Origin of the sequence: Superficieibacter sp. 1612_C1, from assembly GCF_015234305.1 — a bacterium.
GTDB lineage: Bacteria > Pseudomonadota > Gammaproteobacteria > Enterobacterales > Enterobacteriaceae > Superficieibacter.
This window is the reverse complement of sequence record NZ_JADGMI010000006.1, coordinates 482,492-490,815: the sequence shown is the minus strand read 5'-3', so window position 1 is coordinate 490,815 and position 8,324 is coordinate 482,492. Positions and strand designations below refer to the sequence as shown.

Annotated in this window: 7 protein-coding genes; 4 read left to right on the top strand and 3 right to left on the bottom strand. The window is 44.2% G+C overall.

What is annotated here, in order from left to right:
* Together INT84_RS24485 and INT84_RS21460 are read left to right on the top strand one after the other, a co-directional pair.
* A partial coding sequence (locus INT84_RS24485; protein ID WP_131023897.1) for an IS3 family transposase occupies positions 1-109 on the top strand: 109 nt, incomplete at its 5' end.
* Between the two features lie 155 nt (positions 110-264).
* The gene (locus INT84_RS21460) at positions 265-561 is read left to right on the top strand and encodes a hypothetical protein (protein ID WP_053090088.1); all 297 of its coding nucleotides are present in this window, start codon (positions 265-267) and stop codon (positions 559-561) included.
* A 641-nt stretch (positions 562-1,202) separates the two neighbouring features.
* Here INT84_RS21460 and INT84_RS21455 read toward each other — a convergent pair.
* Positions 1,203-1,430 carry a YgdI/YgdR family lipoprotein gene (locus tag INT84_RS21455; protein WP_049006220.1) on the bottom strand — a complete coding sequence of 76 codons (228 nt, stop codon included), beginning with the start codon at positions 1,428-1,430 and terminating at the stop codon, positions 1,203-1,205.
* A gap of 15 nt (positions 1,431-1,445) precedes the next feature.
* Positions 1,446-1,679 carry a YgdI/YgdR family lipoprotein gene (locus INT84_RS21450; protein WP_049006222.1) on the bottom strand — a complete coding sequence of 78 codons (234 nt, stop codon included), beginning with the start codon at positions 1,677-1,679 and terminating at the stop codon, positions 1,446-1,448.
* Positions 1,680-5,113: 3,434 nt separating this feature from the next.
* On the opposite strand from INT84_RS21450, the gene INT84_RS21445 reads away from it, so the two are divergent.
* Positions 5,114-5,272 carry a hypothetical protein gene (locus tag INT84_RS21445; RefSeq protein ID WP_158414358.1) on the top strand — a complete coding sequence of 53 codons (159 nt, stop codon included), beginning with the start codon at positions 5,114-5,116 and terminating at the stop codon, positions 5,270-5,272.
* Positions 5,273-5,802: 530 nt separating this feature from the next.
* On the opposite strand, the gene INT84_RS21440 is transcribed toward INT84_RS21445, so the two are convergent.
* Positions 5,803-6,045 carry a hypothetical protein gene (locus INT84_RS21440; RefSeq protein WP_053090089.1) on the bottom strand — a complete coding sequence of 81 codons (243 nt, stop codon included), beginning with the start codon at positions 6,043-6,045 and terminating at the stop codon, positions 5,803-5,805.
* A 1,040-nt stretch (positions 6,046-7,085) separates the two neighbouring features.
* Here INT84_RS21440 and INT84_RS21435 point away from each other — a divergent pair.
* A protein-coding gene (locus INT84_RS21435; RefSeq protein ID WP_194208366.1) for an IS3 family transposase occupies positions 7,086-8,314 on the top strand; the annotation gives its coding sequence in 2 pieces (ribosomal slippage) (positions 7,086-7,401 and positions 7,401-8,314; 1,230 coding nt in all).
* The last annotated feature ends 10 nt before the right edge of the window (positions 8,315-8,324 follow it).

The following is an 8,324-nucleotide window of genomic DNA, read 5'->3' as shown; positions in this document are numbered from 1 at the left end:
TGATTACATCGAAATGTTTTATAACAGTAAGCGTCGGCATGGTTCTAGCGATCAGATGTCACCGACAGAATATGAAAACCAGTATTATCAACGGCTCGGAAGTGTCTAGATTATCCGTGGCGATTCACTTTTGCAGGAGCATACTCTGCACCCAAACATGCTCTGGAAGCCTTTGCCGGGGCTTTATATAAAGAGCTACATGAATTTGACATCCAGGTGGCAACCGTCAATTCTGGTCCTATACTAACCGGATTCAATGATCGTATGTTTGAAGCGTGGAAAAACTGGAGAAAAGAAGACCTTCTGGACAGTATATTTGATTATGAGGAAATTTCATTCCCTCATGAGCAGTACCAGCCTCGTCAGGTATCAGAAGTTATTGCGAAAGTGGCGATTGGCGAGATCGACACTTACCGTAACGTTACTCCGTCTGAAATCATCGAAGATACAAAAAAACAGATTGATGAAGCCTGGGGCCGTAAAGTCCATCAGGAAGCAAAACGCGATCCTCTTGTACAGAAAGCATATGATATCAGGCCAGAAACCCCAAACGGAAAATAAATAATGCTTAATTAGTAGCTGAGCTCACAACATTACGGCAGCCTCTGAAGAATATACCACTGTATATCTCTCCGGAGATATACAGTCTCATTCGAATTTGAATTTGAATTTGAATTTGAATTTGAATTTTCTGCCCTTTTTTAATTTTATTGGAGAAGGGCGATGCGGCTTTATCTTAATCATGGAAAAAGCATGAATACATCTGGTTCCGCACCCGTTTATTCCCGGGAGATCAGTTAGATATACTACCGTAAAATGGTTTACCTGCCTGACCTTTTTTTATTTCGCCTGCTTTCAACTTCCATTGATACTTGCCATTACGTAATTGTTGATTATTATTTTAACTTTTGTAATATATAAATTTTGTGGTATACCTATATTTTATTTTTCCAATGACTCTTTAAGGGATAGAGGTGTAATTTATTCCAAGTTATAATAATTTATTTTGCTTTAAATTTGGCTTGGTGTTTTTAATTGAGACTGCTGGCTTTTGATTATGAGAAAAAGGCAATGGAGAGCATATATAATGTTAATATTGTCTGATTGTACTTAATAAGGCAACAGGTATGCTGTAATTTTAACATATTAAAAGGAAAGCCTGAACGTAAAAAAAGCCGCCAGTGGCGGCTTTCATGAGAAAATTAATGCGGTATTTCCGCAACTTCTTTGACATCTGCTTTGTTAATTTGTTGTTTCACACCGTTGGCATCAGTGTAGCCGAGGAGGCCCGTTTCTGATTCACTGGGTTTTCCGTCACTGACTATCGTTCGCCCGTCATTGGTATGTATCGCATAACTGGTACGTGTGCAACCCGTCAGCGCAGACAGTACAATCGTTGCCGCAAAAGCCGTAAGAAAAAATTTTTTCATAGTACTTCTCCTTTACTAATTATCAAGCTCACTCATGTTAGTAATCTTGTCCCGATTGATCTGCTCAGTTCTACCGGTCTGCGCATCCTTATAGGAGACCAGTCCGGTATCATCGTCGATCTGGGGCTTGCCATCAGTCACGATGGTTCGTCCATCTGTAGTTTTAATAGCCTGGTTAGAAGAACAGCCGGAAGTTGTGATTGCAAGGAATGCAACTATAACTGCCGCTAGAGGAGTTGTTTTATTCATGATAGTTCCCTTATGTAACAAGTTTAACAGTAACAGCCAGTAGCGTTAAAAGTATAGGCTATATAATTTCATTAGCCAGCTTTTCAAAAATGCTGATTGCTGATTAAGGGACATTAATGGAAACCCATGGCCACATAGCAAAAGTATATAATACAGAACAAAACTTGATAACTATCTGTCTCGGAACAAAATGCTTCTATGCATGCAGTAAATTACCTGACAGAATATCATCATGTCCAGGGCCAGCCTTCACGATCTGACTGACGCTTTTGTAGCAAGAGGCTTCCCCTGTTAAACCGTTATCAGGTTAAGCAGAAAACAAGCAACTCTGGCTATGTTCGTTTGCCTGGGGTGTCCATGCTGGCTGCATACTGAAGCAGAGGATTATAGGCGGTATGGTAACTTTCGTTACAGCCTGAACTGGAAACTATTCTGTATTGACGAGCATACATAAAATGGTATATTTTCTTTCTGCCGCACAAAGCGTGTTATATAATAATACTGTCAAGTCTACAGACTTGTTAATGAGACATTCTGAACTAACCTGGCCAGCGGGCTTAAGCTTATGCTGGTCTTTTTTTTATCATTAGATTATCGGGAAAGTGTATGGTGCTTTGCCTGTCTGGTTCAGTCCCGGGCCTTTGACGACTGACTCTGTAACTGTATGATTTCTGACTGCCTCCGGCGGTCTTCGAACGCCATAAGCTATTTGAAGCTCACTTTAACGGCCTAGTTTAACATTCTCGCTGTTATGCCAGATTTCTTAAGGACGTATTGATTACGTTGCTTAATATTTGTTGTGTAAAGACCGTATCAGTTCCTGTAAAACTTCGGCTAAGGAAGGATGCCGCGGCATCCGGTCTTTTAAATATCAAGAGCATATGTTCTACAAATAAAAAGCGGCTGCTCATAAATCGCGTGGTAAGTTACAAATATAGTATAAATTACAATTAATTACGTTTTTTTTGTGTCGATTGAGGAGATGCCAGGTAAATGGTCTTACGATTTCTTAAATGACTGAACAGAATTGGGCTGTGTTGTGGAGCGGAGGGGGACTTCAGTCAGACTTTAATTATTCAACGTCGCGGATTCTCAGACATCATCGTGATGTGGATGGCAACACATTTTTTGTTATCGTTTCTCAATTAACCTTTTGTGCGCTCAGAAGGGTGTTTTTTAACTTCACGAGGGCAACTACGGTAAAACAGTCTAAAGTAAAAGAGTGGTGTATCCTACTCAACGGTGGGGCGTAACTGGCTGTTGTTACCTTACCAACCACGCGGTTCATGGTCAGCCAGCCAAAGAATCATCGGGAGGCACCCGACACCACATTCATCTGTAGGATTACAAAACCTTTTGCCTGCCTGGACTTTCTGTTGTGGCGGGCTTTTTTTAAGCGTTACAGCTATATGTTACTAACAGGCTGATATTTTTGTTCTGTCATGATGAATCATGAAGAAAAGGCTCAGTTTACGGAATAAGGTGAATCGCCTGTGGTGAAGGGGCATAGTCAGGAGTCAGCCGAGTGGAAAAATCTTACACTTAGTTTTCGGTCGCTGACCGGTCCTTACCGGGAGGCGCGAAGCATAACTCCTCTGGTCAGATTCCTGATCCATATCGTGTCCGGCCTTCCTGCGATAACGTTCTTAACGATGTTCAGATAAACTTGCCCTGTATGAAAAGAGCACCGTCATCCTCATATCAAAGACTCACCGGAAGACAGCATTCACATCTCCAGGAAGGCAACTTTATTAACATTCTGTGCGTTTGAACTGGCTTTTTTGCCTGTACACAGCAAAACGCGAAAAAACGTCTAAGCTTGAATAAAGGTGAATCCCCTTGCGCGGAGGGGCGAACCGGTTATTAATTTGGAGTTATTTGCTATCGTTCGCAGGCCTGCTTGCTGGAGAAGGAACATGGGAGGCAATTGACACCATATTTCAAATGATCCTTTATTTAGATAGAGGTTCCGGATGACCATGGCTCTGCTGAGTTTATCCGGGACCACGAGCGGGTGCAGACTTTGATTTTCACTCAAAGCCTGCCGGTGCAACAGTCATCCCCATTTATGACTTTAATAAAACAGTGGTGACGGCAGGGAAAGACCTGCATTATCATTTATGATTTGGTCGGTTTCTTTCCAGGCGGTCGACTTTTATTGTCCTCTGGATGCATCTGAGAGCGATCACCTTTAAATTAAGCATATAATTACAATGAATCACCCGCATTGCAGGATAGTGTCAGTTTGTTTTTGCGTTCATTCCTGACTATATTAAGGATGGTGGCGGTTTTATCAAGCTCATACTGCTCCACGATTTCCTGGTGTAAGTTATCCTGTGGTAATTTCTGTGACCGGACCGCTGTTAATGTTTCCATTATACGAAAATCACGAAACACTCTAAAATAATAAAGTGGTGAATCCCCCTGAGCGGAGGGGCGAACCAGGAATGGCTCATCTGCTGTAGTATGCATTGCGAGAATCGCGGGTTATGCGTACTGGCGCAGGCTCACCGGGAGGCACCCGGCACCACACCTCCTTCGCGAACCTCTCTTTATTGACATTTTGTGCTTTTGGACTGACATTTTTGCCCATATACAGGAAAGAAGCGGTAAAATTGTCTATGTTTAAAAAGTGGTGAATTCTCCTGGGCGGAGGAGCGTAATCAGCAGCCCGTTTACGAGGGTTAACCGTCATCAATACGCAAGTTTCAGATGCTGATCTGGACTTACCGGGAGGCACCCGGCACCATAAACGTTTCGCTTTAGCTTCTTTTCTCGTGCTTCTTTGATGCCTGCTTGCCCGAGCAGGCTTTTTTTATCCCATAATGCTTCCCCTGAACCGCACCGATAAAATGACATTTATAGATATTAATAATGTTATCTGACTGATAGTATCCACGGTCTGGTATAATGAGAAAGTTTATTATGCTGACGTTTCGCGTCGCCCTGTTCGTTTCAGGAGCGGTTGTGATGATCTGCCTACAGACATAGCTGTTTAATTACAGGAAATTAAAGCAGCATTGATGAAGAGTATAACTATACCGGGTTGTGAAAACGGACTGTCCCCGGGACAGTCCCTTATAAGAAAGTTGGTTGCACAGAACTGAATAATATCGAAGGTGCCAATGACGGGGTGAAATTTTTCCACTTACATTTCCACCGACAGTCTAATATTGATTCACCGTTTTACTCAGGATTAACTTCAGCGGTATTAATGGTCTTTCGTGTCTGTTTCAGTCGATAGTTTTGTCCTTTTATTTTAATCGTATACGAGTGATGAAAGATCCGAACCAGCGTCCTCGATGTTAGTGCAGCAACCCCGTCAATACCTCGTCCCATACACCACGGTGGTATAAACCGGAGATGAATTATATACCGATCACCGGCAGTCTGTGTAATAAACGAAGAGCGATAAACATGCTGGTGATTATTACATGCTGCCGACACCCGACTGGATGATAAATCACTACCGAGATAATACCCTTATCTATAACAAGCAGCACGTTAAAGCGAAAGGCAACCTGCAACTGGCGAACGATACCATTAATATCCAGCGTGATGCCACAATGCCCGATGAGAAATACATCAGATAACCAGCAAATGCTAAAGGATTATTGAGCAGTCTGAGCCTCGCGATATTGTTCCTGGCAGCCGCAGCGGCTCAACGACATCTGTACATCGAATGGCCGACAGACTCCAGAGACATGGCTGATACTTTCTCCTTTAACCTACCTCCGATGCTGAAAAGTATTATTGACGTCTCCGAAATAAAATCAATATTGTTAAAAAAGAAGTAAATCTCTTGAAAAGCTAAAATACATCCATTTCTTTAAGAAATTAAAATTCCTGACGGTTTGCAAAAAATTTCGTTGCTACTTCGTCAAGAAAGCTGAGGGTAAATCATTGCGTCTCGTTCACCTGAACTCGTTTTCCGCTGACATATCTAAAACAAAACCTGGTCGTCATATATTTCTTGCAATCTTTTGCAGATGTATATTTCAGCCCTACTACTTTCTATAAACCTTAACAGGACAAAGAATATTACACGGACAGCCAGCAGGCCAGGCGACTAGCTCAAATCGTATTTACGGAGGCACCTGATTATACCACGCTGTCAACATGATTACGGTTGCGGTTTTAGTTCATCAGGATGGTCAGTATTGGATTTTTGCTCAGATATTGACGTGAAGTGTTGAATGATGCCGCACCCCCACCAGTTGATGATTAGTGCGACTAAGGAGCTGATCACCCATGGTGTCTGAGAGCCATCGAAATACTGCTCTGCAAAATATTTACCCATGGTGAAGCAAGTAAAGATGGTTGTACCAATAAACCATCCCAGAAAAAGATTAGTTTTTAATGTCATAATATTTCCTCATCGTTTTGATCCGTTACTATCTCTCTAATGATCACGAAAATCAATCGTCATGTTACATCAGTTTATGATTTTTATATAAACACAGCTTGCACAACTTCGAAGTTTTTTAGCCGTAAAAGCTGAAGGCCGTTGAGCCCATGCACATTTGTGGTTTAACCGGAGCCTGCCAACTTAACAGGAAGGCAAACCTATGATTGAAAGACACCACAAAATAGTAACATATTGAGAGACTATGACCTTCCCCGGTATTTGATAAAATCGTCAGTTAGTAGTGTCGGTTTGAACAGACTATCTGCTGTAAAGCCAGGAGGAAGCAAAGTTGCTCTTACGGTCATCACTAAACACTACGCAACCTGCCGTTCGGGCTATGCCTTAGGCAACCGCAGTTTTGTATTGACACCCTTTTGCTTGAAGTACCAGTTAATGCTGGTGATGATTCTACCCGTGAAAACATCCGGCACGTTGGCATGCTCCACTTATATTCCACTCCTAAGGGCTCAGTACTGTCAGAACTCCTTTCAGGGAAGAGCATTCGGACGTGCGGGGCACAACACCGCTTATGGGTCTGCCATGGGATATCCATTACCTCCGCTATGGGAGTGATTAAGTAAAAGTATGGATAAAAAAGCCTGCTTATCCAGACAGGCGAAAGAGTTTGTAACCTTAGACATAAGCGTGGTGCCGGGTGCCTCCCGGTGGGTTTATGCCAGTACATATAACCCGCGAGCGATAACAAATAACACAAGTTGATAACTGGTTCGCCCCTCCGCACAGGGGGATTCGCCACGTCTGTATTTTTACCAGAAAAATTCACTCTGTCAAAGGCATCAGCAGTTGCCTTTTGCACAGCGCTAATTACTGAAACCAGCCACAATCTTGATTTATGCTGGTTTTATATGAAATTTATATCCAGTTATATGTTACGTCTTGTCAAGTGTTAGACTGGCCCCATGAATCTCCAGACAGCTGGTATCACTTAAATAAGTGATAGTCTTAATACTAGTTTTAAACTGGTCGTTGGAGTCCGGATGATTGACGTTTTAGGTCCAGAGAAGCGCAGACGGCGTACCGTTCAGGAAAAAATCGCCATTGTTCAGCAGAGTTTTGAACCCGGTATGACTGTTTCAGTCGTCGCCCGTCAACATGGCATTGCAGCCAGCCAGTTGTTTCTCTGGCGCAAGCAATATCAGGAGGGCAGTCTCGCTGCCGTGGCAGCGGGTGAACAGGTGGTTCCAGCCTCTGAGCTTGCCTCAGCAATGAAGCAGATCAAAGAGCTTCAGCGCCTGCTGGGCAAGAAAACAATGGAAGTTGAACTTCTTAAAGAAGCTGTCGATATTGGCCGCCAAAAAAAGTGGATAGCGCATGTACCCTTGTTGCCAGAGGATGGCGAATAAGCTTCGTCAGCCGCTGCCTTCGGGTCTCACGTGCGCAGCTTCATACCCGGTTAAGACGCCCGGACAACTGGCAGGATCGTCGCCGCAAACGTCAGCCGGATGATACTGATGCCCTGTCGCGGATACATGCTGTTATCGGCGATCTGCCTACGTATGGTTATCGCCGGGTGTGGGCTCTGCTACGCCGTCAGTCGGAAGCCGAAGACCTTGCTGTAATGAATGCCAAACGAGTGTACCGGATCATGCGTCAGAATGCGCTGCTGCTCGAACAGAAACCTGCAATACCGCCCTTGAAACGGGCGCATACAGGAAAAGTGGCCGTCGGGGAAAGTAACCAGCGGTGGTGCTCTGACGGGTTCGAGTTCCGCTGTGACAATGGCGAAAAACTGCGGGTCACGTTCGCGCTGGACTGCTGCGATCGGGAAGCGTTGCACTGGGCAGCCAGTACCGGTGGATATGACAGCGAAACGGTTCAGGACGTCATGCTGGGTGCGGTGGAGCGACGCTTCGGCAGCACCCTACCAGCCTTCCCCGTTGAGTGGCTGACAGACAACGGTTCAGCGTACCGTTCTCGTCAGACGCGTCAGTTCGCGAGAATGGTAGGACTGGAGCCTAAACATACGGCGGTACGCAGTCCGGAAAGCAACGGGATGGCAGAGAGTTTCGTGAAAACGATGAAGCGGGATTATATCAGCATCATGCCGAAACCAGACGGATTAACGGCAGCAAAAAATCTTGCGGAAGCGTTCGAGCACTATAACGAATGGCATCCGCATAGTGCACTGGGGTATCGCTCGCCACGGGAATATCTGCGGCGGCGTACCAGTAACGGGTTAAGTGATAAAAAGTGTATGGAAATATAGGGGCCAATCC

What these genes read in the sequence shown, in the direction of transcription:
- INT84_RS21460 (WP_053090088.1), top strand. Translation starts at nt 265, where the DNA reads ATGTTTGAAGCGTGGAAAAACTGGAGAAAAGAAGACCTTCTGGACAGT.
- INT84_RS21455 (WP_049006220.1), bottom strand. Translation starts at nt 1,430, where the DNA reads ATGAAAAAATTTTTTCTTACGGCTTTTGCGGCAACGATTGTACTGTCT.
- INT84_RS21450 (WP_049006222.1), bottom strand. Translation starts at nt 1,679, where the DNA reads ATGAATAAAACAACTCCTCTAGCGGCAGTTATAGTTGCATTCCTTGCA.
- INT84_RS21445 (WP_158414358.1), top strand. Translation starts at nt 5,114, where the DNA reads ATGCTGCCGACACCCGACTGGATGATAAATCACTACCGAGATAATACC.
- INT84_RS21440 (WP_053090089.1), bottom strand. Translation starts at nt 6,045, where the DNA reads ATGACATTAAAAACTAATCTTTTTCTGGGATGGTTTATTGGTACAACC.